The following is a 25,459-nucleotide window of genomic DNA, read 5'->3' on the forward strand; positions in this document are numbered from 1 at the left end:
TGTACGTTCGCGTAGACGTTGTTATGGCGGCACGATGGGGAGTTCTTTCGAGGTGTCTTGCTGTGATGAGAGTGTGAGGGGGTGACTTTTTTAATGAGCAGTTATGGTGACATTTTTATTGGCTATTGACATATCATCGTTAATTTCTCTTGTTTCTTTGCCGGACTCGCTTTCGGCGACGCGACAGCCGTACGAACTGCGCGCGGCGCATCTCCGTCCCGCGGGAAGAAACCGGCCGTATTGACTTTGTCAGGCGCGAATGAGATACTCATAGTGTCTAAATAACTTTGTTGATGACAAATTGATTTTCGACCGCGCAGGCGCCGTTTTGCGCAGACGATCAAACAGGAGGCGAACCGATGAGAAACGAAAAATTTGCGGGCGAGACATCACGCCGGCCTTTGAACGGGCCGTCCATAAGATCGTGGCGGCCATTCCCAGAGGGAAAGTCGCCACCTACGGTCAGGTCGCGGAAATGGCGGGAATGCCCGGCGCCGCCCGCGAGGCGGGACACGTGATGTCCCGCGTCAGAGCGGAACAGGATCTCCCCTGCCACAGAGTCGTGAACAAGACGGGAACGCTGGCGCCCGACTTCGCCTTCGGCGGGCGGGAGCGGCAGCGCAGTATGCTGGAAGCGGAAGGCGTCACGTTCCTCGCCGACGGCCGCATCGACATGTCGCGGCATCAATGGGGCCGCGGCGAACAGCTGACGCTGTTTCCGTAAAGGAGCGACGGGAAGCCGTCTTGGCGTCTCGGCGAAGGGAAACGGCGCGCCCGTCGCCCGGAAGCGGCCGGCCCGCTTCCGGGGAAAAGGACCGTCAGGCGGTGCGTACGGGCAGCCACGGGGAAAAAGGAGGGGGGATCATGACGCAAGCGGCCGTAAAGACGCCCATACAAAGGACCGTCATCCACGTCGACATGGACGCGTTCTACGCCGCAGTCGAGATCCGCGACAACCCGGCCCTGAAAGGCCGGCCGCTGATCATCGGCGCGCTGCCCGACGAGCGCGGCGTCGTCGCCACGTGCAGCTACGAAGCGCGCCGGTTCGGCGTGCGTTCGGCCATGAACATCAAGGAAGCGTACCGGCGCTGCCCGCGGGGGATCTTCATGCACCCCAACCGGGAAAAGTACCGCCGGGCTTCGGCCCGGCTGCACGCCATCTGGAGCTCTTACGCCGACGCCGCCGAATACGTGGCGCTCGACGAAGGCTACCTCGACGTCACCCGTTCCGCGCGCCGGTTCGGCGGCGCCCGGCGCATCGCCCGCCTCATCAAGGAGCGCACGAGAGCCGAAACCGGCCTGACCTGCTCCGTCGGCATCGGCTACTCGAAAACATCCGCCAAGCTCGCCAGCGAGGAAAAGAAGCCCGACGGCTACTTCGAGATCCTCACGCCGCAGGATTTCATCGACCTCATCGTCGATCGCGACATCACCGTGCTCTACGGCGTCGGCGCCAGGACCGCGGAAAAACTCTACCACGCCGGCATCCACACCGTGCGCGACGTCCAGAACAACCGCGAACGGCTCGCCGCCCTGCTCGGAGACAAAACCGGACGGCACCTCGCCGAACTGTCCCTCGGCATCGACGACCGCCCCGTCACTCCCGCCGACGCCGCCGACGCCAAGTCCGTCAGCCGCGAAGTCACGTTCCAGAAAGATACCTCGCATTTCGGCTACCTGCGCGACGTGCTCCTGCTGCTGTCGTTCGACCTGGGCAGCAGGCTGCGCGCGCTCGGCCTCAACGGGCGCACCGTCACGATCAAGGCGACCTACTGGAACATGAAGACCGTCACACGCTCCCGCAGCGGCGAAAGCGTCGACCATCCCTACGAGATCTATCAGGCGGCCTCGGCCCTGCTCGCCGGGATCGAGAAGAGCGCCGTGCGCCTGATCGGCGTCGGCCTCCAGAACCTCAGCGAAACGTACGCGCGCCAGCTCACCTTCGATACTCTCGGCGGCGAACGCGAACGCCGGCACGCCGAACGCCTCCGCGCCCGCCTGCTGGACCTGCAGCGCCGTTACCGCGTGGACCTGCGCCCGGCGCTGCAGGACGAGACCGGAGAACTTCTGTACCACGTCATTGACCTGATGCAGACCCGCGTCTTCCCGACGACGCCCAACGGGGCATGAAAAAGTTCCGCGGCACACCGACCCAACGGTGTGCCGCGGAACTTTTTCATGCCCCGTTTTCTCTCGGCGTTTCGACCGCCCGCTTTATAAATGCAGCGCGCCGGTCGCCGCGTCGGATCTCAGCGTCTTGAGAATGGCGAGTGCAACCTCGAAGATCGCCGCATTTTTCAGGCTGCGCGGATCGAGACGGGTCAGTCTGTGGATGCGGCGCAGCTTGTACTGCACGGTGTTTTTGTGCAGACAAAGCTCTTTCGCAGCGGCCTGAATCGAACCGTCGCAGCGAAAATAGACGGGCAGGAAATCCATGATTTCGCCGCAGTCGCGCTCGGAACACCCTCGAAAAAGGCGCGCGATGAAATCCCGACGCGCTTTGAGGGGCATTTCGCCGGCGATAAATTCGATATCGACGCCGTTATAAAAGGCGCAGCGCTCCCCATTCTGCACCGCGGCCCGAAGCGCCTTGCCGGCGCGATCGTAAGCGCCGCGCACGTGCCGGCAGTCGACAGGCTCGGCGTCGATGCCGATGAAAGAGCGAGAACCGCAGCGCTCCACGTTTTCATAGACGCGGCCGGCCATCTCGCGCAGCCGCTCCTCGCCGACGGGGAGATACGAAACAGACATAACGGAAAGGCAGTTTGTAGTAAAAACCTCCCGTCGCCTCCCGCACGACCTGCCGAACCGCCTCCTCGACGCGACCGAGGCGCTCCTGCTCTTCCGCCGCGCCGCGCTGCTCCAGCGCGACGACAAAAATCTGAAACGGCTTGCGGATGTCGATGCCGAGCTCGAGCCCGCGCTCGACGAAACGCTCGCCGACCAACTCTGCGGACGAGAAAAGCCATTCCTCCATAAACTGGCTCCACATGGCGGCGCGAAGCTGCTTCTGACGCTCGCCCCAGGAATCCAGCAGCAGGATCTCGGTCATCTTCTTGATAATCTGGCTGTATTGCTGCACCTCGTTCCCTTTCCCGGTGATGCCGATCACGCCCACCGTCGCGCCTTCGAAGCAGACGGGCAGGTTGATGCCCCGGCGGGCGCCCGGATATTCGCCGTCGCCGCTCACGATGAGCTCGCCGAGCCCCTGCCGAAGCAGTTCGCGCGCGCCGCTGTGGAACGTGCCGAGCCGTTCCGGATCGGTGCTGGCGATGATGATGCCTTGCTCGTCCATCATGTTGACGTCGTGTCCGATGATGGAACTCATTTCGGTGACGATGCGCATGGCGCTGTCGCGAGAGATGTTCATCTTACAGAGTCCTCCTCCGTTTGCGAGGCGCGCGCCCCCCGCGTCTCCCAGAACGCGCGTCGGGACGCGAAAACGCGTCTTGAAAAAACGCCTGCACAAGAACGGGATGATTTTCATAATAGTATTATACATAAAATTTTATTTTACAAGACATGGCAATGGCATACGACTTTTTTTATAATTGATTTACGGAATTCGAATACCCCGGCTTGAAGGAGACGATCAGCGTGAAGATTGTGGTGGCGCCGGATTCATTCAAGGGATGCTGCACGGCTGCGGCAGCTTCGCGCGCGTTCGCGCAAGGGATCGCGACCGTTTTTCCGCAAGCCGAGGTCGTGCGTCTGCCCGCGGCCGACGGCGGCGAGGGCACGGCCGCCGCGCTGCTGTCGGCGCTGGGCGGCGCGAAGAAAACGGCGAACGTTACAGGCCCCTTGGGCGAACCGGCCGCAGCCGAGTTTGCGATCCTGCCCGACGGGACGGCCGTCATCGAGACGGCGGCGGCTTCGGGGCTGCCGCTGGTACCGCGTCAAAGGCTGGATCCGCTGCTCGCCACAAGCCGCGGCACGGGAGAACTGATCCGGGCGGCGCTGGACGAGGGCTGCCGGAAATTTCTGATCGGCCTCGGCGGCTCGGCGACGAACGACGCGGGCATGGGCATGGCGCAAGCCCTGGGCGTTTCGTTTTCCGACGCCGCGGGGCGCGAACTCGGCCCCGGCGGCGCCGGGCTGGAGTGGCTGGACCGCATCGACGCGTCGCGCCTCGATGCGCGGCTGGCGGGATGCCGCTTCACGGCGGCCTGCGACGTGAGAAACCCGCTCTGCGGACCGGACGGCGCGTCGACGGTCTACGGGCCGCAAAAGGGCGCGACGCCCGAGATGATCGCGCGGCTTGACGCGGCGCTGTATCGTTTCGCGCAGACCGCGCGGCGCGACCTGGGGCGCGACGTACTGGACGTTCCCGGCTGCGGCGCGGCCGGCGGACTGGGAGCGGCGCTGGTCCTGTTCTGCAGCGCCCGGATCCAGCCGGGCATCGACACCGTGCTCGACCTGATCCATTTTGACGCGCACATGAGCGGCTGCGATCTGGTGATCACCGGCGAAGGCAGCATCGACGGGCAGTCAGCATACGGCAAAGTGCCCGTCGGCGTGGCCCGGAGAGCCAAACGTCACGGGCGGATCCCCGTGGCGGCCGTCGTCGGCGCCATGAAACCGGGCGCAGAAAAAGTATACGACCACGGCGTCGACGTGATCATGCCGGCGGCGACAGGCCCAATGACGCTCGACGAGTCGATCGCCCGCGCCCCGGAACTGCTGTCCGGCGCGGCGGAACGGCTGATGAGGGCGTTTCGCGCCGCGGCGCACTTTCCGATGGACGTTTGCCGTCGTTGACGGCTTGCGTTGAGAGAGAGGCATAATCTTTCAAGGAGGCTTTATCTATGAGCGACAGGAGAAAAGAGGTCAAGAATTTCAACCCCAATCTGGTGCTGATCGTCATGGTCGTGCTGTGCACGATCGCCTCGTATTTCGTGGCGGCCGGCGCCTATGACCGCGAGACGATCAACGGCGTGACGCGCGTGGTGGCGACGAGCTATCACGAGGTGGCGCGCACGCCGGTGTCGATCTTCAAAATGTTCCAGTCGATCCCGCAGGGGCTGACGGGCGCGGCCATGATGATGTTCGCCGTGATGATCATCGGCGGCGTGGTCGAAATCTACAACGCCACGGGCGTCATGGGCGCGGCCATCAACTCGGTGCTCAAGCTCTCGAAAAAGGTGGGCAGCCAGCTGATCATCGCCATCGTGATGCTGGTGTTCATGTTTATCGGCGGCATTCTCGGCTGGTCGGAACAGATCATCCCGTTCGTGCCGATCGTCGTTTCCCTGGCGATCTCGCTGGGCTATGATTCGCTGGTGGGAATGGCCATTTCCGGCTTCGCCTGCTTGATCTCGTTCGCCGTCGGCCCCTTCAACGTCTTCACGGTCGGCACCTCGCACGCCATCGCCGAGCTGCCGATGTTCTCCGGCTGGCAGTTCCGCCTCGCGGTTCTCGCCGTGATCGCCGCCTCGAGCCTGGCGTGGGTGCTGCGCTATGCCGCGAAGATCAAGAACGATCCTTCCAAAAGCCTGATGAACGATATCGACACTTCGTCGCTGGTGATCCCGATCGAAGATTCGAACGCGCTTGACGGCGTCAAGACGTTTTCGCTGCTGGTCATGGGCGTGTGCTTCGGCTTCACGGTCTGGGGGCTGCTGACGATGGGCTGGGGCTTCGGCGAAATGAGCGCCATCTTCCTGATCGGCGGCGTCGTCGTCGGCGTCGTCAACCGCATGACGGCCTCCGAGATCTGCGACACGATCGTCAAGGGCGCGCTCGGCGCCTTCGGCGGCGCGCTGATCATCGGACTGGCCCGCTCGGTGCAGTGGGTGATGACGCAGGGCGGCCTGGTCGATCCGCTCGTCCACGGTCTGACGGGCATGATGAGCACGGCCTCGTCCTACGTCACGTCGGTGATCATGTTCATCGTCAACTTCTTTATCAACGCGCTGATCCCTTCCGGTTCCGGGCAGGCGATGGCGGTCATGCCGATCATGATCCCGATGGCGGACATGCTTCGCATCACGCGCCAGACGGCGGTGCTGGCGTTCCAGTTCGGCGACGGCATCTCCAACACGCTGTGGTTCACGAACGGCACGCTTCTGATCTACTGCGGGCTGGCCAAGGTGCCTTTGAAGAAATGGTACCGCTTCATCATCCCGCTGCAGATTTTCTTCTTCCTCGTGCAGCTGGGATTCCTGTACCTGGCCGACAAGATCGGCTACGGCCCGATGTAAAGAGGAGTCCCCGAAAATGCCGTGGGACAAACAGTCGTGCGACACGCTGGGGGTATGCGCTTCTCACAGCCGCGTCCGCAGCAACATGATGGCGAAAAACAGCGATCGCCCCATCGCCGAGGCGCAGCCGCTGGTCTGGTTCCCCGCCGCCGTTCACGCGTCCGGAGAGAAGCTGGATTGTTCGGGGTTCGTGATCCCGCAGGCGCCTCGCACCTACGGCGTGCTCGGCTCGAAGCCGTACTGGATCTGGGGCTTCGAGATGGGCGTCAACGATCGGGGCGTGGTCATCGGCAACGAAGCGGAATACAGCCGCGACTTCGGCAAGGAAAAGGACGAAGGGCTGTTGGGCATGGATCTGCTGCGCCTCGGCCTGGAGCGCGGCGCTACGGCCCGCGAGGCGCTGGACGTGATCGTGGAGCTTCTGGAGCGCTACGGCCAGAATCACAACGCCAACGCGTTGCACGACGCGCGTTACGAGAACTCGTTCCTGATCATGGACCCGAGGGAAATCTGGGCGCTGGAAACGGCCGGACGCCGTTATGCGGCCAAGCGCGTCAGCGCTTATCACGCCGTGGGCAACACCTACTCCATCGGCGAAAACATCGACCTCGCTTCGCCGGATCTGGAAGCCCACGCCCGCGAAAACGGCTGGCTGATGCCTTACGACCGTTTCGATTTCGCGAAAGCCTACTCGGCTCCCATCCCCAATCTGACGCTGTCCACGCCGCGGCGGCGGCGCGTCATGCAGCTCGCGGGCATGACGGAAGAACACGACTTCGACACGCTGAAGCGGATCTTCCGCGACCATTACGAGGGAGAACTCTGCGCCCCGCGCTTCGGCGCCTCCTCCGGCGTTTTCCCCACCGTCTGCCGCCATGCGCTGAACGTCGACGCCAGTCAGACGGCCGCTTCGATGTTGGTTCGCTACCGCGAAGACATCGGCCCCGTGATCCGTCAGGCGTATTCGCAGCCCTGCTGCTCCGTTTACCTGCCGGCCTACGTGGGGCTGGACATGCCGGAAGCAATGAGCCGCGGCGACGGCGCATTCGACGAAAAATCGCTGTGGTGGCTGACGGACCGTCTCAATAAAATCGTCGCGCTCGACTACGACCGTTACGCTCCGGCCGTTCACGAAGCGATCCGCGCTCTCGAGGAATGGATCGAGACGCGGGCCGCCGAAGCCGAGGACAAAGCCGCGGCGCTGGTACAAAAGGGCGACGATGAAGGTTCCCGTAAGATTTTGGCAGCGCTGATGGAAGAATGCTCCGCCGCCGCGGTAACGCTGACCAAAGAACAGTTCGAGAGGATCCGCGGCGACCTGCGCGCCCACGGCGTCAGCGGAATCATGGGGCCTCATCGGGATTTTCTGCAAAAATACAGCGACCTCGCAAAAATGCCGCTTCTGTAAGGGTAAAAAACTTTTCCGATCAACGAAGCGTCAAAGACGCGGCAGCGACCGGAGCGCGAAGGGGAAATTTCCTTTCACGCTCCGGCCGCTGCCGTGTTTTTCGCAGGATATCGGCGTTCGATTTTTCAGTCCGGCCGCCGCGGCGCAGACGCTCTCGGTCAGCCGCGTTTTCTCGGCGGGCAGGGGACGTTGTAGACGACGGCGGTGAGGACGGGGATGACGATCAGGGTCAGGATGGTGCTCACGGTGAGTCCGGCCATGATGGTGACGGCCATGGGACCGAACATCCGGTCCCAGATCAGCGGGACCATGCCGAGCACGGTAGTGAGCGCCGACATGGCGACGGGGCGCAGGCGTCCGACGCCGTCTTCGACAATGGCTTCGTAGCGGTCGCGCCCGGCGGCGAAATCGGCGCTGACCTGATCGAGCAGCACGATCGAGTTCTTGGCCAGCATCCCCACAAGGCTGAGCAGGCCGACGATGGCCAGAAAGCTCATGTTCATGCCGGCCAGCCACAGTCCGGGCACGACGCCGATGAGGATCAGCGGCAGTACGCAGAAGATGATCAGCGGCTGGCGGAAGCCGTTGAACAGGAACACCATGATCGTGAACATGGTCAGCAGCGCCGGCAGGAAAGCAACTTTCATCCCGTCGATAGCGTCGTCGGAAAGTTCCTTTTCGCCGCCCCATTCCAGCGAGTAGCCCACGGGCAGCTCGATGGCCTCGATCGGAGCGCGCACTCGTTCCAGCATGGCGTCGGCGTTATGCCCCAGCTTGACCTCGCTGGCCACGGTGAGCACGCGGCTGCGGTTGCGGCGCATGACGATGTTGTCCTCGTAATCCACGCCAAGCGACGAGATCACGGTCCCCAGCGGTACGGTGGCGTTCGCGGCCGGCGCCCAAACGGGCAGCGATTTGATCCGGTCGATCTGATTGCGCTGCTCCGGCACGAGGGCCGCCATGATCGCCAGCGTTTTGTCGCCGTCGCGGAACGCGCCGATCGGCAGCCCCGTGGTGGCGATGAGCAGGGCCTGATTGAGCTGCGGGCGCGTCAGGCCGAGGTTCTGCATCTGATCCTTGAGCACGCGCGGATGGATCACTTCCACAGGCTGGCGCCAGTCGATGCGCGCGAAATTGTGGCTGGGATCGGCCTCGACGATGCGCAGCGCCTGTTCGCCCAAATCGCGCAGCACAGCCGGATCCTCGCCGTAAAAGCGGGCTTCAAGTTTCGGCGCCATGCCGCTGCCCTTGGAGAAGAGCTTGCACACGCCCGTCAGCTGCGGCATTTCCTCGTCGAGACGTTTCTGCGTCCGCAGCAGCATGGCGCGGGTGTCTTCGGGATCTTTCATCTCCACCAGCAGCTGCGCGTAGGCCGTATCGGGATCGGGCGGCGAATAGGTGAGCATGAAGCGCAGACTGCCGCCGCCGATAAAGCCGGTGACGTTTTTCACGTTGGGCTGCGAGCGCAAAAAACGCTCCAGCTCCATGGCGGCGGAACGCTGCGCCGCCAGCGACACGCCCTCGTCGCTCCACAGATCGACGGTGTAGTAGACCGTGTTAGCGTCCGGGAAGAACGACGTGTCAAGGCGTGCCAGCCCCCAACAGGAGAGAGCGAACAGCGCCGCCGTCAGCGCCATGGAGATGAAACGATGGCGCAGGCACCCCTCGAGCAGGGCGCGGTAGGCGCGGAACAGTGGCCGGTCGTAAGGGTCGTCCTTCTGCGGCGACGGCTTGAGCATGAGCTGTCCGAAGACGGGCGTCACGGTCAGCGCCGCGCCCCAGCTCAACATCATGGAGATGCCCACGACCTGCAGCAGCGAACGGCAGAATTCGCCCGTGCTGTCCTGCGACAGGCCGATGGGGGCGAAGGCCAGCACGGCGATGAAGGTGCCGCCCAGCATGGCCCATTTGGAGCCTTCTACGGCCTGATCGGCGGCGTCTTCGGCGTTCATGCCGCGCTCCACGCCGACGAGCATGCCCTCGGAAACGACGATGGCGTTATCCACCAGCGAGCCGAGCGCAATGATCAGCGAGGCCAGCGAGACGATCTGCAAAAAGATGCCGCAGGCGTTCATGATCGCGAACGTGCCCGCCACGGTGAGCAGCAGCACGGTGCCGATGATCAGTCCGGTACGCATGCCCATGAACACGAGCAGCACGCCGACGACGATGGCCAGCGACTCGATCAGGTTGACGATGAAATTCTGCACCGAGCGCGTCACCTGGTCGGACTGCATGTAGATCTCGTTCAGCTCCATGCCGATCGGGCGGTGCACTTCCAGCTCGCGCAGGCGCCTCGAAACGCCCTCGCCCATCGTCACGACGTTGCCGCCGGTGACCGTGGCGATGCCGATGCCCAGCGCCGGACGGCCGTTGAAACGCATCATGAAACTCTGCGGATCGACGAAATCGCGGCGCACCGTCGCCACCTCGCGCAGGCGGATCAGCTGCCCGCCGACGCCGCCGATGACGAGATCGCCGATGTCGTCCACCGACATGATGGCGCCCGTCGGCGAGACGCGCACAAAGCGGTCGCCGAGCGTCGTCGTGCCCAGAGCCGAAAGCGTGTTCTGCTGGTTCAGCACGTTGAAGATGGCTCCCGGCGACAGCCCCAGCGACGACAGGCGCGTGGCCGAGAACTCCACGTAAACGGCTTCCTTCTGCTCGCCGAGGATCTTCACGCTGGCCACGCCGGGCACGAGCACGAGCTGCTTTTTGAGGAAATCGGCGTAATCCCACAGCTCCTTCATCGTGTACCCGTCTCCGACGAGCGCGTAATACTGACCGTAAACGTCGCCGAAGTCGTTGTCGACCATGATCGTGCTGCCGGCGGGCATGAAGACCTGCACGTCGTTCAGCTTCTGGCGCAGCACGTCCCAGATCTCCGGCAGGTCTTTCGACGCGTATTTATCCTTGATGTCCACGTAGACGATCGCCATGCCGGGAACGGAACGCGAGCGGATGCGCTTGATCTCGCCCATGGCCTGCACGGCGTCCTCGACGCGGCTGGTCACTTCGCGTTCCACCTCGTAGGCCGTGGAGCCCGGATAGACGATGGTGACCACGGCGGTCTTGATCGTGAAAGAAGGGTCTTCCAGCTTGCCGATGCGGAAATACGCCGCCACGCCCGCGATCGCCACCAGGGTGCAGAGGAACAGGACGACGGCGCGGCGTTTCAGACTGGCGCGCGCGACGCTCATGACCGTTCACCGGCTTTCATCAGGCGGACTTTCTGACCGTCCTTCAAAAAATGCACGCCGGCCGTGACGATCAGGTCGCCGTCGCGCAGCATCTTTCCGCTCACTTCGAGGCGGGCGCCCTTCCAGCCGGCGACAGCGACGGGCACGCGCCGGACCTGCCCGTCTTCGAAGCGCCACAGCCAGCGCGCTCCGTCCTCGCCGGTCAGCACGGCCGGCTCGGGCACGAGGAAGCGGTTTTCCGCCGCGCCGGCGGAGAAATCCACCGTCACGGTGACGGCCATGCCGGGCAGCACGCGCGCGCCCTCCGGCTGAGGCATGGTGACGGTGACGGGATACGTTTTGGTGCGCGGATCGGCCTGCGCGGCGAATTCCTTGAGGCGCACGGGGAACGACCGGCCCGCGATGGCGTCGAAGCGGGCCTCCATGCCGAAGGAGGCGGCGTATCGCGCCAGATCGCGGGCGTCGGCGCCGGCCGGCACGGGGGCGCTGAGCACGTCCTTGTCGGGCACGGCGAAGACGATCTCCAGCGTGGAAATGTCCTGAAGGCTGAGGATGGGCTGCTTGGGCAGCACGTCCTGAAACTTCTCGGCCATGCGGTCGACGACGACGCCGTCGAAGGGGGCGCGCAGCTCGGTGTCGCGCAGCGCGTCGGCGGCCGTGCGCACCTGGGCCTCGGCCTGCTGCACGGCGGAGTGCGCCACGTTCAGCTGCGTCTTGTAGGCGTCGTACTGCGCCGCGGCGATGACTTTCTGCCTGTAAAGCTCGTCGTAACGTTTGAAGTTGGTGGCGGCGTCGCTGTACTGGGCGCGCGCCTGCGACAGCGCGGCCTGCGCCTGCGTCAGGCGGGTCTGGAAATCGCGCGGGTCGATGCGGCCCAGCAGTTCGCCTTTCTTCACGGCGACGCCCTTTTCGGCCGGCAGTTCGAGCAGCGGCCCCGAGACGCGGAACGACAGGTTGACGCGCTGCGCCCCCTGCACGGTGCCGAAATAGCGATGTACGTTCTCGCCCGCGCCGCTGTCGAGCCTGACCGTGCGCACGGGGCGGACGATCTCCGGCTCGGGCTTCGGCTCGCGCAGCTGACGGAATCCCTCGATCCCCGCGCAGGCGGCGAAGATCGCGGCCAGCCCGGCGGCCATTTTCAGCAGCGAAAAAGCGGAAAACTTTTTCATCCTCATTCCTCCAGTGCCATTCTTTCGCTTCCGCAGGCGGCGAAAAAAACGCCCGCAAACTCCGGAAATCCACCGCGTTGATTGTACCACGCGCCCCATCCCTTTGCACGGAGGGCGCGGACAAAACCGCCGCGGGACGGGAGGAAATTTCGTCATGCTATTGGCACCCCGCGGAAAGCGATTTTACGAAAAGAGCCTTTTGAACCACGTCCGACGAAAAGCGGCCGGAAGCCGATGGATCCTCGATCATCGGCTTCCGGCCGCTTTCAATGTTCCACGTGGAACATTGACACCGGTCAGCGGTTCTCCGTTTCATCGTCCGCGGACGACGAAGCGTTCATCTGTTCAAAGAGTTTCTGCGCGGCCTCCCGGGCGCGTTCGCATTTTTTCGCCGAAAGCCTGGCGCTGCGGAACATGCCGCGCCCTTCCAGCCTGTTGATGAGGGGGGCCGTGCCGACGGCGCCGTTCAGGCGAGCCAGCCACGTCCACTTATAGGCTTCCTCGTCGTCGCGGGGCACGCCGGCCCCTTTGCTGTACAGTTCGCCAAGAGCCTTCTGCGCGGGAGCGTAGTTCTGACGGGCGCTTTTCAAAAACCACGAAGCGGCCTCGGCCAGGTTTTGTCCGACACCGCGGCCGGCGCGATAGCAGGCGCCGAGGCTGAACTGCGCCCGCTCATTGCCCTGGCGGGCGGCGCGCAGATACCAGCGGGCCGCTTCGTCGGCGTCTTTCTTCACGCCGGCGCCCCGTTCGCACAGACTGGCGTAGCGTTCCTGGGCGGCGTCGCTGCCTTGCTCGGCGGCCAGCCGGTACCATTTGGCCGCTTCGAAAGGCTCTTTTTCGCCGCCCCAGCCGTTTTCGCAGATCTGACCGAGCAGGAACTGCGCGCGCTCGCGTCCTTGACCGGCATAGACGCGGCAAAAGTTCGCCAGCGCCGCGTAAATTTTGCCGTCGCGCCGCGCCAGATCTTCGTGACGGGCCAGCAGAGCGCCTGCCCGGACGCGCCCCTGAGGCACGCCGCGCCGCAGCTGCGCCTCCACATAGCAGGGCACGGGAGCGCCGGGGTGGAGGCGCTGCAGTTCCGCCGCCATACGCCGCGCCGCGCCGTCCTCGTGATTGAACCACGCCGTCAGCAGATCCAGCGTCTCCACAGGCGCGTTCACGTTCGCCAGCACGCGCCAAAAACCGCGGCGAAAGTGCGTCATGTCGAAATCGCCGGACTCCATGGACTCGAGCACCACAGGGCTGATCTGCGTCTCCGCCTCGAACAGCACGTTGTTGCGCACGGCCGTCATCCCTGCCTTGCGGTCCCCCAGCGCCCAGCTGACCGTGCCGCAAAAGAGATTGTCGAGCCAATCGCGCGGCCCGATGTTTTCCCTGATCTCGGCCAGCAGCTCTTTGAGGCGGGATGGCGGCAGACTTTTGTCGAGCAGGATGCGCTGCTTGGCCGTCTGCACCCTGTAGGGGTCGCGGCGCAGCACGCGCCGCCATTGGCGGTCGAACTCGTCGAAGCAGGCCAGCGCCGTCTTCACATCGCCGCAGCGGCCGGCCGCCTCGCCATAGTAATACCAGAACGGAGGATAGGCGCTGAACGACTTCTTCAGCGCCGGGAACATCAGCAGCGCCTTGTGCTTGTCGGGCTGCGCCAGCGTCTGTTCGAGATAGTCCAGATCCTCCTGGCTGATGCGGTAGGCGTCGGGCAGGCGGTATTTGCGCAGCAGCGCCCACGAGTCGGCCAGCAGCTCCTTCTGCAAGTCGTTCAGCGCCGTCAGCGCTTCTTTTTTCAGCGACCACATCTTCTGATCCATCGTGTTGCGGATCTCCGCCATCTCGCTGCGGTAACCGAAATAAGCCGTGATGCCGCCGCTGAACAGCGAGGCGAAGAAACTGTCGAGGTCGCCGCCGACCGGCCACATCTTCGACAGCGACGAGATCAGGGCATGACGCTGCTGCGTGTCGTACACGCCCTGAAAAACTTTGCTTTCCTCCTCGGTCAGACGGTAGGTATTGATCGTGTCCAGCAGCCGGCTGTAAAGTTTGACGATCTCGTCGTCGCTAGCGATGTCGCCGAGACTGAGATTGTTGATGATGCTGCGGTACTCCTGATCGAGCACGATCCGGTCGCGGCTGGCCGTCATGTGCTTGACCGAGACCACGGCCATGTTCAGCGCCACCGCCGTGTTGACCGGATCGTAATCGTCGGCCGCCGACGCCGTGGGCACGACGCACAGCCACAGCGCCGCCAGCGCCGCGGGAATCCTCCTGATGAACCGTTTCATTGTGATCGCCTTCTCCCTTCCAGCGGAAAAAACGCGTCCTTTCCCCGCAGAGCCTTATTATACACAGATTGCCCAACACGCGTAAATTCCCGCCGAAAGCAAACGACGAACACGCCCGCCAATAAAAATTCCCCGCGATGTTTCGCGAGGAATCGATGCTGAGCATTCACGCAGAAGCGGAAAGCTTCTTGTTTTCTGCGATTATTGCCTACTTCCCTTAAGGTCTTCATAAAGAGTATCCGTCCAAGCTGCGTCAATATGCTTGAGCATAGCGGCTCGCGCAGCCTCCGGACGATGATCCTTCACCATTTCGTAAATCTCGCTATGCTCCCGGCTGTACGTCGTGAGAATTTCTTTGGGCAGCAGTCCGTATTTTTTCCTCAGCGAATTTAATTCGGTTTTCACCGAGGTGAAAATCTTGGACAGAAGCTGATTGCCGGCAATATCCATCAGCATCCTGTGAAAATTCTGATGCGCTTCCGTGATATCCGCACCGGATGGCGGTTCAAGTGCATCGTGCAACTGTTTAATCTGCTCGGGAGTGGCGCGCTTCGCCGCCAAATAGGCCGCGTGCCCTTCCAACAGATCGCGCATTTCCTTCAGCTCCCACAAAGAGTTGCTGCCAAAGGCGGTCGAGGCCAATTGCGGCCCCTCAATATTCTGCAATGCATCCTCAGTTATAAAGGTGCCGCTGCCAGGGTAAGCTTTGACAATGTTCGCCAGCGCCATAGCTTTCAAAACCTCTCGGATACAATTACGACTCACCTGGAACTGCTGAGCCAGAACCATTTCCCCCGGCAGCCGCTCACCAGGTTTCCATTGTCCGTTTTTTATTCCGTCGATCAGCTGAGCAAGAACATTGTCGTGCAAAGACGCCCGATTAGCTGGCTTTATCATGCCATACGTCACTCTTTCCTGATTGATTATTTGTAGTATTTTTAATTATAACATGCCTCACAAGGCTGTCCAATATTTAATAGAGAAAACCATACAGAAAGGATTGCCTTATTATCTTCGAAAAAATTTCTGAAAAATGCAGGAACTTTCTTGAATGTCGTTCTGTTGGCCTATGACATACTTCCAAAGAATTTATAGTTCATTCATCATTTATTGTGCTAACAGACTAATAAACGTAATATTTCCCTGTTATTTCGTCTAGTCAATACTAAAAAATGAATTAAAAAATAAAGTATTATATTTCATAATAATATACATTCCTGCTTAGCAATTGACTTCCTCAGGACTCAATGCTAATGTTCAGTTGTTGAACATGTTCGATAACTCGTCTATTTGACGTATAATCTTTTGCTTTATGTGGTCGATCGTACAGGAATGGAAATTTAAATTAAGTGGAGGTGTCTGCCATGAATGGTTCGGAAACGCATTGCGCTTTAACACGCGCTGCCGATAAACTGCAGGATATTCTTCTCGTTCTACTGATAACGATCGTGGCTTCGCTTGTGTTCGTTCAAGTTGTCCTGCGTTACATTTTCCACGCGCCGCTGATGGGCATTGAAGAGTTGTTGCTATTTCCGACAACATGGCTCTTTATGATTGGCGCTGTCAAAGCTTCGTCTGAGAAAACTCAGATCGTCGCCCGAGTGCTGGAAGTCTTTCTGAAGACGCCTCGCTCCGTAAGTACCGTCCGTGCTATCGCCTCGTTCTTGACCTGCTCTGTACTTGTCTGGTTGATTCGCTGGGGACATGACTACTTTAAATATCTGCTCCGTATGGAGAAAGAGAGTCCTACGCTCTACCTGCCGACGATTTGGTATGAGGGGCTTGTTTTTGTCGCACTCATTCTCATGTTTGTCTATTCCTTTGTCGAACTGTGCGAGCATATTGGTCATTTAAGGCATGGCACTGCAGCCAGTCTACGTCAGGAGGGTGAATGATCATGGTCAGTCTTGCTCTGGCGTCGCTGGGGGTCCTTGTCATTCTGTTGACTTTCGGTGTGCCGCTCCCGTTTTGCTTTGGCGGGGCGTTGGCTTATATGAGCATTATCGGCGGCGTCTCCATGAAGGGAATGCTCATGTGGGGTCTGCAGCAGATTCTCAGCCCGACGCTGCTTTGCGTGCCATTGTTCATCTTCGCCGGCGGCCTTATGGGAATCAGCGGCATTGCCAAGTATCTGCTTGACTTTGTCGACGGTTTCGTAGGACGTAAGAAAGGCGGATTGGGCGTGGTGGCAACGGTAACCTGTGCGATCATTGGGGCCATTTCCGGCAGCGGTTTTACTGGCGTGGCAGCAACAGGTCCTCTACTGATCCCCAGAATGGTGGAACGAGGTTATCCGCGCGGCTATGCGACCGCCCTGATTACCGACTCGTCCATTCTTGGTCTGTTAATTCCGCCAAGCGTGATCATGATCGTTTTCGGCTGGGTCACAGAGACGTCAATTCTGGCCTGTTTCCTTTCCACGGTCATTCCTGGATTGCTGGTGACTTTTCTGTTCTCGATCATTAATCTAGTTTGGTCACGCCGGTTCCCGCTGGTGCTTGAACCAGAGACCAGCAAAGCCGAGCGTCGCAAGGAAATCATGCGCCGCGGCTGGAAAGCCTTGCCCGCTTTGATGATGCCCGTTATTATCCTCGGCGGCATCTACGGCGGTGTAATGACGCCAACCGAAGCTGCGTCCGCTGCCATTATCTATTCGATTCCCGTCGGCATTTGGGTCTACGGTGGCCTCAAAGGCAGGGATTATTTCCGCATCGCCAAGGATTCGGCCGTCTCCGTCGGTTCAATTATGTTGATGATCATGTGCAGCATGATGCTGAGCCAAACGTATGTCATGCTTCAGATTCCCCAAAGTATCGTCAAAACGGTCTTCGGCATCACGCAAAACAGGACGCTGCTTTTGATTCTGATTAATTTGCTGCTTCTGTTTGTCGGCATGATCGTCAACGACTTGACCGGAGTTATTCTCGTGGCACCGTTACTTCTCCCGTTGGTAAAGGCTATCGGCATCGACCCCATTCACTTCGCCGCGATCATGGGAGTGAACCTGGCGATCGGCGGCGTCACTCCGCCCTACGCAAGCATTCTCTACTTGGGCATGCGCGTCGGCGACGTGGAATTCACCGATATTCTTGGTCCCGCTATGGTGTTTGTACTTCTAGGTTATCTCCCGGTCATGATCATGACGTCGTTCTGGCCCGCGTTGTCTCTGTGGCTCCCCAGCCTGCTGGGGTACGTTGTTCTCCCTTAAGGGCTCTATTGCCGAAGGCAATAAGATCAATTCGATGTTCTAAAATTTTTCAGGAGGCGATGGTTATGAAGAAGTTTGCTATTGTCGTGTTTGCTGCGCTGTTTTGCTGCTCCAGCGTCTGTGCCGCGGAAAAGACCTATACGTGGAAGATTTCTACGATTCGTCCGGCCGGTACCGCCATTGACAATGATGTGAAAGCTTTCATCGAAGAAGTCAAAACCAAGTCCAACGGCCGAATCAACATCGAGATTTACCCCAACGCTCAGCTCGGCGACTACACGGTAGTGCAGGAGCGTATCAGCGTCGGTTCCGTGGAAATGGCCGTTCAGTCCATCAGCACATCGGTGGACCGTCAGTTGCAGATGGTCAATCTGCCCTATCTCGTCAAAGACTGGAACGGCATCCGCAAAAATTTCCGCACCGGTTCGCCCTTCATGAACTGGCTTGCTGAACGTCTTGCCAAGCAAGACATCAAGCTCTTAGGCATGTGGCCCTCCTACTTCGGCGGCATCGCGCTTGCCAAAGAACCGCCCAGCCCCGGCGATCCTTCCGTCAACAAGGGCTTGAAGGTCCGCGTCATGCCTCAGAAGTCCTACGAACTGCTCGGCGAATCTCAGGGCTACATGGCTACGCCTCTGCCTCTGGCTGAAACCTTCACAGCCTTGCAGACCGGCATTGTCGACGGCATTTTTGGGGCCGGTGCTGAGGGCTATTATGCCAATTACCGTGACCTGGTAAAGTTCTATATCCCCTCCAATACTCACGTTGAAGCGTGGCCTTTGATTATGAACATGGAGTTGTGGGAGTCCCTTTCCGACGGTGACAAGAAGATCATCGCCGAGGCCGCCAAGCACCTCGAAGATCATCGCATGGAAGTCGGCGAAGCGGATACCGCGTACAACGAAAAACGCCTTGAGGACTACGGCGCAAAGATCATCCGTCTTACCCCCGAGCAGCTGACCGCCTGCGCCGAGGCCGCTCGCAAAGCTATTTTCCCCGCGATCCGCGAAGCCATCGGTCCAAAAAATTTTGACGCCGTCGTCAGTATGATCAACGAGTAAGGAATCTGCTTGCTTTATGGAAAAGAGTCATTCTCTTTTCCATTTTTTTCGATCCCAACTTGTTCAACAGCTTGCGTTTCCAGCATAACATTTCAATCGCTCTATGGAGGTGCAGAAGTTATGGAACTCTTTCACTTAAGAAGGATCAAGATTGCCGATATCACATTGTCAAACCGAAATGCCGTAGAAAACGGCAATCTCTATGTCAATGAAGCCGAATTGAGAGCGATGCTGCTTGAGGATCGCCATCTCAAAGACGTAAGGATCGAGGTAGCGCGTCCTGGAGAAAGCGTGCGCATTGTTCCCGTAAAGGACATTCTCGAACCTCGCTCGCGCCTGAACGACGACGAGGAATCCTTTATCGGCACCATCACCGACGCCAACTACCAAGCGGGAACCGGCACGTCAATCGTGATGGACGGCGCATGCGTCGTTACATCAGGTAACATGGTCAATTTCCAGGAGGGGCTGATCGATATGAGCGGTCTCGGCGCGGAATTTAATCTATTTTCAAAAAAATGCAATCTCGTCTTGGTCATGGAGCCTGCCGAAGGCATCACCAAGCCTGAGCACGAACGTGCCGTCCGCCTTGCCGGCGTTCGTGCCGCCCGCTACATTGGCGACATCGGCCGCGGCGTGAAGGAGTTCAAGGATGTGACCTACCCAGTATACACGTTGGAAGAGCGCCTTGAAAAGTTCGCCAAGCTGCCCAAGGTCGTCTACGTCTGCCAGGCTATCGCCGAGGGCCTGCTCCACGACAACTATTTCTACGGCGTGAATGCCCAGGGCTGCCTGCCCATGCTCTGCAATCCCACCGAGCTTATGGACGGCGCGGTCATCAGCGGCAACTGCGCCGCTCCCTGCCACAAGCACACCACTTACCACCACCAGAACAACCCGCTCATCGAAGACCTGCTCGACGAAGACGGCAAGACGATCAATTTGATGGGGGTCATTGTCGCACCGGTGAAGACAGCTTTCGCCGAAAAGGAGCGTATCGCCCGTCAGATTCTCAAGACCGCCCAGATGCTTGGCGCTACGGCGGCCATTGTCAGCGAAGACGGCGGTGGCAATCCGGAGGCGGATCTGATGATGGCAGCTCGTTACTTTGAAAAAGTCGGTATCAGAACAGTGCTTGTCACCGACGAATACGCCGGTTCCGACGGAGCCTCCGCGGGACTTGCCGACATCACACCCGAAGCTGACGCAGTGATTACCAATGGAAACGGCAACCAGCGCGTCATCCTTCCGCCCATGGAGAGAGTCATCGGTGTGATTGACGCGGTGGACCATATCACCGGCGGTCACGTAGGCAGTCTTTGTCCTGACGGTTCCATCGACATGGAAATCGCCGGCATCATGGGTTCGACAAACGAACTTGGTATTGAAAATCTCAAGACCGTGGCCATCTAGGAGGATGAGAAGATGTGTGCAGTAAAAACAATTCACTACATTAATCAGTTCTATGGTCAGATCGGCGGCGAAGAAAAAGCCGGCGCAGGCCCTTCCGTTCTCGATGGAGCTAATAACCTTGGCAAACAGATCGAAAAGGCTTTTAACGGTGAAATTTCCATTGTTAAAACCGTCATCTGCGGTGACAACTACGCTGCGGAGGATTCTGAAAAAATCAAGAATTTTGTTTTTCAGGTGATCAAAGACAATGATGCAGGTTTCTTTATCGCCGGTCCCTCCTTTGCCGCCGGCCGCTATGGCATGGCGTGCGGCACGCTGTGTCAGGCTGTCGCCAGAGAATTGAAACTGCCAGTTATCGCCGCCATGAACGAAGTCAGCCCCGGCGTCGATATCGCCAAACGCGACGTATACATCGTAAAAACGAGCGATTCCGCTCGTGACATGAAAAACGCTCTGGCCGGAATGGCACGTATTGGCACCAAGCTACTTAAAGGCGAACGCATCGGCCTGCCCGCCGAAGAAGGCTACCATCCCCGCGGCATCCGCGTCAATATTCGCGAGGAAAAACGCGGCGCCCGCCGCGCCGTTGACATGCTGATTGCCAAAGCAACCGGCAAACCCTATATCACGGAATTGCCCATGCCCACCTATGATCACGTACCGCCTGCGCCAGCGGTGAAAGACATCAAGCACGCGCTTCTGGCCATTGGTACCGAGGGCGGCATCGTTCCCCGCGGCAATCCCGATCACATCGAGGCCCACAACGCTTCCAAGTGGAAGAGTTACAGTCTTGTCGGCATTGAAACGCTGAAAGCCGGCGACTACGAAGTAGCCCACGGCGGTTACGATCCTGTCCCCGGCAACGCCAATCCCAATCGCGTCCTGCCGTTGGATGTAGCGCGCGCCTGTCAAAAAGAGCTTGACTTTGGCGCGCTGCTTGATGAATACCCAGTGACCGTCGGTAACGTGACCGCCGTGAAATCCGCCGAGAAGTACGGTCACGAAATGGGACTGAGACTTCAAGAGAAAGGCGTACAAGGCATCGTTCTGACATCCACCTGAGGCACGGGCACGCGTTGCGGCGCAACGCTTGCCCGTGAGATCGACCGCGTCGGCATTCCTGCGGTCCTGATCACGGCCGTCCCCTCGATCGCTCTGACTGTCGGCGCTAACCGCATTGTTCGCGGCGTCGCCATTCCTACGCCTATCGGCAAGCCCGATGAAGAGCCCAACGACGAGTATGCAATCCGCATGAAGATCTTCAGAAAGGCGATCGAAGCTCTTGCGACTTCAATCGACAAGCAGACAGTCTTCAACGTCGACTAGAAATGTTGGTTCTATCCAATAATCCTCAGGTCTGGGACTCTTGTCAGATCGACTGCGAGCGGATTGAAGGCACGCCGCTGGAAGTTCTGTACAGGGCGCTTGACCTGGTGGGAAGCGGGGAGTATTCTCTCTTTGCGCACCCCGTCGCAGGGAATGAACGTCTTCTGCGCAATCCTTACCGCACGGTGATTCTGACTCAGCCCCCGGCGGCGCGCGGACGCATCCCGCAGGATCGGCAGACGGCCTTCATCGACAGAGCCCTGAACAAGGCGGAAGACATCGAATACGGCGAGATTCCCGCCGGAACTCACGCGGATTACGCGACCGTCGATTTCGAGCTTTTCAAGACGACGATGAACAGCGCTGAAAACGGGGAGCGGCAAGAGCCCCTTCCTCTTCGGCAGCAAAAACTCAAAACGAGGTGATCGGCATGAGCATCAAAGAAAGACTGAAAGAACTGGGCATCGAGCTTCCGCCCGCGAACAAGCCCACGGGATCCTACGTGCCCGCCACGGCTTCGGGAACGCTGTGTTTCTCCTCCGGACAGACGCCGCGCGTCAACGGCGAGGTCGCGTATGCCGGCACGATGGGCGCAGAAAACGGTCCCAGCCTCGAGGAGGCCTACGCGGCCGCCCGCGTCTGCGCCATCAACTGTCTGGCCGCCGTCGACATGGCCGCCGGATTGGACAACGTGGCCCGCGTCCTCAAGGTCACGGGCTTCATCAACGCCGCTCCGGGCTTCACGCAGACGGCCAAAGTGCTGAACGGCGCCTCCGACCTGCTGCTCGAGGTCTTCGGTCGGCCCGGCCGCCACGCCCGCAGCGCCATCGGCATCCAAGCCTTGCCCGGCAATGCGGTCGTCGAGGTGGAGATCGTTGTCCGCCTCAAGGAACCGCGCGAATTCCCCGCGGACTGACCCCACGCTCTGCAAAAAATCCCTGCCGCTTCCGCGGGCAGGGATTTCTTCATGCCGCCCCAAAACAGGAACGCTTTCGCAGCTTCCTGCCGCCGCGGCTCTTCGCAATGAGAAAACCGCCTTCCTGACGCCGGCGCCGGGAAGGCGGTTTTCGATCCTCCGTGATTTTTCGCGGACCGTTACGCTTCGAAGGTGCCCTTGGCGAGCACCTCGCCGTCGCGCATCATCACGCGGCCGCGGCCGATCAGCGTGCGCAGGCGGTAATCCTTGTCGAGGATCATCAGGTCGGCGTCGAAGCCCTTTTCCAGACGGCCCTTGCCGGGCAGCTTGAGCCAGGCGGCCGGATTGGCGCCGGCGAACGCGAAGATCTTTTCCAGCGGAGCGTCGCCTGCGCGCGCGCAGTCGCCGATCGCCTGCAGGATGGAAGCCGGGTCGCCCACGCCCATGCCGGCGAAGTTCCCCGCCGCGTCGAAGCGCGGCATGCTGCCGTTGCCATCGGAGCTGAAGCAGACGTGCGACAGGTCGGCCCTCTCGGCCACGTAGCGGGCAACCGCGCCGGGCGTCTTTTCGTCGGCGGTGATGTCGGCCACGCCGCCGGCCTTGACCCAGGCGACCGCGTCGTCGAGAAGCTCGGGGCAGCGCGTCGTGTGCGTCGGCATGAACTGGCTCAGCGGCACGCCGGTGCCTTTGACGGCCTCGCGCAGCGGTTCCAGCCCCGAAGCCTCGCTGCCCATATGCACGCAGACGACGCCGGCTTTGCCGGACAGCATCCCGGCCACGCGCGCTTCGGAAACCAGCGCGCGGATCGTCTCCACCGCAGGATGCGAAGAGCGGTGATCGGACAGCGCGATCTTGCAGCCGATGACCTTGTCGATCCAGGCGATGTCGTGGCCGACCTTGCCCGTGATCGTCGGTCCGGGCAGCTGATAGGAGCCGGTGTACATCCACGTGCTCAGACCTTCGATGTCGAGCGCGCGGGCTTTGGCCAGCAGTTCGGTGAGCGAGCGGCTGAAGCCGTCGGTGCCCAGCAGGCCGACCGCGGTCGTGATGCCGGCCTTGACGAACGTGGAAAGCTGCGCGGGCGGCGTGCGGAAGTTGAACGCGCCCTCGCCGCCGGCGCCGCCGAAATGATTGTGATGATCGACGATGCCGGGCGCGGCGATCAGCCCCCCCGCGTCGATCGTCTCGAGACCGGGGATCTTTACGTCGAGCCCTTTTTCCACGGCGGCGATTGCGCCGCCAAGGATCAGCAGATCGGTCAGGCCCACGTGCTCGGGCGCGTACAGGTCGATATTCTTCAGAAGCAGCGGATTATGCATTTATTTTTTCCTCGATTCGCAACAAACGATCCATAAAACTTCACGAAAAGAAATCGCAGGCCGGTGCGGTCTGCGATTTCCTGTCCCAAAACGCGATTATTTGCTTTCCGCAGTCTTGTTGCGGAAAATCGCGATGTTGCAGAACGCGTAGATCCAGGCCAGCACCGCGCCCGAGTAGCACATGATCGTCCAGGGCAGATACTCCAGCACCGGCACGTCGAGCACCGACGCCATGTAAACGCCGGCGGCCGACCAGGGGATCAACGGCACGACCACCGTGCCGGAATCCTCGAGCGTGCGGGACAGCACGTTGCGGCGGATGCCGAACTCGTCGAAAGGATCGCGGTACATGATGCCGGGCATGATGATGCTCAGGTAGGAGTTGCCCGTGCCGAGCGCGGTAATGATGCCCGTCAGCGAGGTGGAGAACACCAGGCGGCCGACGCTGCTCTTGATGAAACGCTCGCGCATGGCGTTGGTGATCACCTTGATCGTGCCGGTGCACTCGAGCTGCCCGGCGAAGATGTAGGCGAAGAACACGACCACGACCGAGCCGGACATGAAGGAAAGCCCGCCGCGGCTGAGCAGGCTGTCGACCACCTTGACGCCCGTCGCCGCCTTGGGGCCGCTGGCCATGATCTTGACGATCGCGGGCAGCGAATGGCCCTGCATCATCGCGAACGGTATGGCCGAAACCATCGACGCCCAGAGCACGGGGATCGTCGGCTTGCCCATGTAGGACAGCACCAGCATGACGCCCGCGGGGATCAGCACGAGCGGCGTCAGCTTGTAGGATTTCTCGATCGCGCCGACGATCTCGTTGATGCGGGTCATGTCCATCGTGTCGGCGCTGGACGAGCCGACGTAGGCGTACACGGCCAGGCCGATGCAGAACGCCGGCAGCGTCGTCCACATCATCGACTTGATGTGATCCATGATGTCGCACTCGGCGGTCGCGGCCGCCAGAACCGTGGTGTCGGAAATGGGGCTGATCTTGTCGCCGAAGTAGCTGCCCGCGATGACCGCGCCCGCGGTGGCGGCGGCATTGATGCCGAGACCGTGGCCGATGCCCATCAGCGCCACGCCGAACGTGGCGGCCGAGCCCCACGAAGTGCCCGTCAGCACCGAAGAGATGGCGCAGATCACCGAGGCCGAGATCAGGAACGTGCTGGGACGGAGGATCGACAGGCCGACCTTGATCAGATAGGGCACCGTGCCGCCGGCCATCCAGATGGCGATCATCGGGCCGACGATCAGCAGGATCAGGATCGCGCCCGAAGCGCGGGCGACCATCGGGATGACGCCTTCCTTGAACATATAATCCCACGTGAAGCCGTAGCCGAACACGTACACGACCGTCGTCGCCAGCGCGACGATCAGGCACAGCATGCCCGTGTCGAAATTCATGAACAGTTTGCCGACGACCATGATCGCGAGGATCATCACCATGATCGCAATCGCGCCGCCCAGTCCGACTTCCTTGTGCGGCTTTGCTGCTTTTTCTGCCATACTCCTTCAACCTCCTGCACCAAAAACGAAACCGTGCCCTTCGTCAGGGCCCTTTACGCCGCTGGCCGGCGCCAAAACGCCGGCCGCAAAAAAACGAGGCGCCGCCCGCTGGGCGACAAAAGATTGGATACAGATTCAAATCCACGCGATTAGGGCTTGTTTAAAAAAAACATTTCAGCTTGTATTATTTCAATAAAATAACACTGGCAGCAACAAGAACAAAAGCGAAAAACGAAGCGTCAAGTTTGTCATAGCGGGTGAAAATTCAACGGAACCATTTGATTTTCTGAAAGAAACATTCAACCAAGTGTCGTTCCTTGTAAACATGCTCATCTATAAACCACGGTTCGGGATTATCGCTCTTCGGCGGGATAGTGTAACTTCCCTCCCGAGAAGTAATGTACTCTCTGATGGCTTGCGAACCGTAAGCCTTATCGCCGATGACGTTGCTCCC

20 protein-coding genes and 1 pseudogene are annotated in these 25,459 nt (G+C 60.4%); 12 read left to right on the top strand and 9 right to left on the bottom strand.

Annotation, left to right across the window (positions count from 1 at the left end; genetic code table 11):
• Positions 1–424 precede the first annotated feature (424 nt).
• Complete coding sequence (locus D7D26_RS08425) at positions 425–724, top strand: MGMT family protein (protein WP_233543512.1); 300 nt, start codon at positions 425–427, stop codon at positions 722–724.
• 140 nt (positions 725–864) lie between these two features.
• Positions 865–2,130: a DNA polymerase IV gene (gene dinB, locus D7D26_RS08430; RefSeq protein WP_233543513.1), complete on the top strand. Its 1,266-nt coding sequence runs from the start codon at positions 865–867 to the stop codon at positions 2,128–2,130.
• Between the two features lie 84 nt (positions 2,131–2,214).
• Here the strand turns inward: dinB and D7D26_RS08435 are convergent, their stop codons facing one another.
• On the bottom strand, positions 2,215–2,751 hold the full coding sequence (locus D7D26_RS08435; RefSeq protein ID WP_120372752.1) for a PucR family transcriptional regulator: 537 nt from the start codon (positions 2,749–2,751) through the stop codon (positions 2,215–2,217).
• Positions 2,687–3,370 (bottom strand): sugar diacid recognition domain-containing protein, encoded by a 684-nt coding sequence (locus D7D26_RS08440; RefSeq protein ID WP_158606317.1) that lies wholly within the window; start codon positions 3,368–3,370, stop codon positions 2,687–2,689. Before D7D26_RS08440 ends, D7D26_RS08435 begins: the two co-directional genes overlap by 65 nt.
• A gap of 227 nt (positions 3,371–3,597) precedes the next feature.
• On the opposite strand from D7D26_RS08440, the gene D7D26_RS08445 reads away from it, so the two are divergent.
• The 3 genes from D7D26_RS08445 to D7D26_RS08455 are packed head-to-tail and all read left to right on the top strand — an operon-like array spanning position 3,598 to position 7,608.
• Positions 3,598–4,758 (top strand): glycerate kinase, encoded by a 1,161-nt coding sequence (locus D7D26_RS08445; RefSeq protein WP_120372754.1) that lies wholly within the window; start codon positions 3,598–3,600, stop codon positions 4,756–4,758.
• Between the two features lie 47 nt (positions 4,759–4,805).
• A complete protein-coding gene (locus tag D7D26_RS08450) occupies positions 4,806–6,200 on the top strand; it encodes a YfcC family protein (RefSeq protein ID WP_120372755.1) in 1,395 nt (464 codons plus the stop codon).
• A gap of 16 nt (positions 6,201–6,216) precedes the next feature.
• Positions 6,217–7,608, top strand: a complete 1,392-nt coding sequence (locus D7D26_RS08455; RefSeq protein WP_120372756.1) for a C69 family dipeptidase — start codon at positions 6,217–6,219, stop codon at positions 7,606–7,608.
• A gap of 158 nt (positions 7,609–7,766) precedes the next feature.
• On the opposite strand, the gene D7D26_RS08460 is transcribed toward D7D26_RS08455, so the two are convergent.
• The 4 genes from D7D26_RS08460 to D7D26_RS08475 form a co-directional block, all read right to left on the bottom strand.
• A complete protein-coding gene (locus D7D26_RS08460; RefSeq protein WP_120372757.1) occupies positions 7,767–10,808 on the bottom strand; it encodes an efflux RND transporter permease subunit in 3,042 nt (1,013 codons plus the stop codon).
• Positions 10,805–11,977: an efflux RND transporter periplasmic adaptor subunit gene (locus D7D26_RS08465; protein ID WP_158606318.1), complete on the bottom strand. Its 1,173-nt coding sequence runs from the start codon at positions 11,975–11,977 to the stop codon at positions 10,805–10,807. Before D7D26_RS08465 ends, D7D26_RS08460 begins: the two co-directional genes overlap by 4 nt.
• 296 nt (positions 11,978–12,273) lie before the next feature.
• On the bottom strand, positions 12,274–14,253 hold the full coding sequence (locus D7D26_RS08470; RefSeq protein ID WP_120372759.1) for a tetratricopeptide repeat protein: 1,980 nt from the start codon (positions 14,251–14,253) through the stop codon (positions 12,274–12,276).
• Positions 14,254–14,454: 201 nt separating this feature from the next.
• Entirely contained in the window at positions 14,455–15,150 is a 696-nt protein-coding gene (locus D7D26_RS08475) for a FadR/GntR family transcriptional regulator (RefSeq protein WP_120372760.1), read from the bottom strand.
• A gap of 467 nt (positions 15,151–15,617) precedes the next feature.
• Between D7D26_RS08475 and D7D26_RS08480 the strand changes: the two genes are divergently transcribed.
• From D7D26_RS08480 to D7D26_RS08510, 7 genes are all read left to right on the top strand, one after another.
• Positions 15,618–16,148: a TRAP transporter small permease gene (locus D7D26_RS08480; protein ID WP_120372761.1), complete on the top strand. Its 531-nt coding sequence runs from the start codon at positions 15,618–15,620 to the stop codon at positions 16,146–16,148.
• A 2-nt stretch (positions 16,149–16,150) separates the two neighbouring features.
• A complete protein-coding gene (locus tag D7D26_RS08485; protein WP_120372770.1) occupies positions 16,151–17,461 on the top strand; it encodes a TRAP transporter large permease in 1,311 nt (436 codons plus the stop codon).
• A gap of 65 nt (positions 17,462–17,526) precedes the next feature.
• Complete coding sequence (gene dctP / locus D7D26_RS08490) at positions 17,527–18,522, top strand: TRAP transporter substrate-binding protein DctP (protein ID WP_120372762.1); 996 nt, start codon at positions 17,527–17,529, stop codon at positions 18,520–18,522.
• A 120-nt stretch (positions 18,523–18,642) separates the two neighbouring features.
• Entirely contained in the window at positions 18,643–19,935 is a 1,293-nt protein-coding gene (locus tag D7D26_RS08495; RefSeq protein WP_120372763.1) for a glycine/sarcosine/betaine reductase component B subunit, read from the top strand.
• 12 nt (positions 19,936–19,947) lie between these two features.
• Positions 19,948–21,261, top strand: coding sequence for a glycine/betaine/sarcosine/D-proline family reductase selenoprotein B (locus D7D26_RS08500; RefSeq protein ID WP_120372764.1), 1,314 nt, complete (start codon positions 19,948–19,950; stop codon positions 21,259–21,261).
• A gap of 2 nt (positions 21,262–21,263) precedes the next feature.
• The gene (locus D7D26_RS08505; protein ID WP_120372765.1) at positions 21,264–21,686 is read left to right on the top strand and encodes a GrdX family protein; all 423 of its coding nucleotides are present in this window, start codon (positions 21,264–21,266) and stop codon (positions 21,684–21,686) included.
• Positions 21,687–21,691: 5 nt separating this feature from the next.
• A complete protein-coding gene (locus tag D7D26_RS08510; RefSeq protein WP_120372766.1) occupies positions 21,692–22,177 on the top strand; it encodes a RidA family protein in 486 nt (161 codons plus the stop codon).
• Between the two features lie 179 nt (positions 22,178–22,356).
• Here the strand turns inward: D7D26_RS08510 and iadA are convergent, their stop codons facing one another.
• The 3 genes and pseudogenes from iadA to D7D26_RS12330 form a co-directional block, all read right to left on the bottom strand.
• Complete coding sequence (gene iadA / locus D7D26_RS08515; protein WP_120372767.1) at positions 22,357–23,496, bottom strand: beta-aspartyl-peptidase; 1,140 nt, start codon at positions 23,494–23,496, stop codon at positions 22,357–22,359.
• 96 nt (positions 23,497–23,592) lie between these two features.
• A complete protein-coding gene (gene nhaC / locus D7D26_RS08520) occupies positions 23,593–25,005 on the bottom strand; it encodes a Na+/H+ antiporter NhaC (protein WP_120372768.1) in 1,413 nt (470 codons plus the stop codon).
• A 265-nt stretch (positions 25,006–25,270) separates the two neighbouring features.
• Positions 25,271–25,459: pseudogene (locus D7D26_RS12330) on the bottom strand (IS5-like element ISLpl3 family transposase); the annotation flags it as partial.

This window comes from Pyramidobacter sp. CG50-2, from assembly GCF_003612005.1.
Classification (GTDB): domain Bacteria; phylum Synergistota; class Synergistia; order Synergistales; family Dethiosulfovibrionaceae; genus Pyramidobacter.